Origin of the sequence: Pseudomonas sp. HMSC057H01, from assembly GCF_001836405.1 — a bacterium.
GTDB lineage: Bacteria > Pseudomonadota > Gammaproteobacteria > Pseudomonadales > Pseudomonadaceae > Pseudomonas > Pseudomonas aeruginosa.
Map to the genome: position 1 here is coordinate 1 of NZ_KV828381.1, position 838 is coordinate 838.

General features: G+C 41.6%; 1 protein-coding gene and 1 pseudogene. Both read right to left on the reverse strand.

Features of this window, described 5'->3' with window-relative positions:
• Positions 1 to 67: 67 nt before the first annotated feature.
• A complete protein-coding gene (locus HMPREF2581_RS02540; protein ID WP_010791699.1) occupies positions 68 to 400 on the reverse strand; it encodes a hypothetical protein in 333 nt (110 codons plus the stop codon).
• Positions 393 to 838 (reverse strand): annotated as a pseudogene (locus HMPREF2581_RS33400) (RHS repeat protein); the annotation flags it as partial. The pseudogene HMPREF2581_RS33400 and the gene HMPREF2581_RS02540, both read right to left, overlap by 8 nt.

Sequence of the window (838 nt, forward strand, 5' to 3'; positions counted from 1 at the left end):
TATAGTAGTAAAAATAAATCTGTCCCCTTTTTCCGCCCTTTCCCAGAAGATTATCTTTAGAGCTTTCTCAGTTTTTTATTGTAAACTGTAAAATCATCAAGGCGATGAGTGCAATAATTAAGGTGAGGAAAGTTGATTGCAGGTAGAGGAGTTGCCTCCCTATTTTTCTGATTTCGTTATTTTCCAAGGCATTGTATTGCTTTCGGAATATAAATTTCTCAAGCTTGAATCCGTCTATTTTTACTAGATAGGATAAGAAATACCCTGATGGCCTGCCAAGCTTCTCCCAGGCGTTTGGCTCTTCTTTCTTTAAAGTTCTTATGAATGTTGTTCTTTTTAGCTCTAATACTGCCAGTGTGATGGCGCACAGAACTGCTATTATGTTGTAGAGGCTACTCATTGCCGCTTCCTTCTTTTTCGCAGCTTGGTGCTCTATTGCACTCTTGGCTGCAAGATGCTCCGCAGATCATTACTATTGTGCTATTGCATACTACTCCCCCAAAGAACGGGGTGGTGGCTTTGCTACATAGAGCTCCCACAAGGAAAGACTTTCCATTTCCAGTAAATTTTTTCTTGCACTCTAATGTACATGTGCAGTTGGTGTCAGGTGTGTAGATCAAGTTGTCCGTAGGGTTTGGTGAAAGACCATGCTTGTCGCTTTTTGCAGTTGGATTGTTATCGGAGTATGTGTAGTTATGATTCGGCGTGAATCCATGTTCCCAATACGGAGTGGCTTGCAGCATGCTCTCGCCAGAATTTAAAAATGTCATTTCAGGGTTGTTTAGCTTTCTTAGAGTTTCTACAGGATCACTCTCCACATACCGCCCAGTCTCCGGAT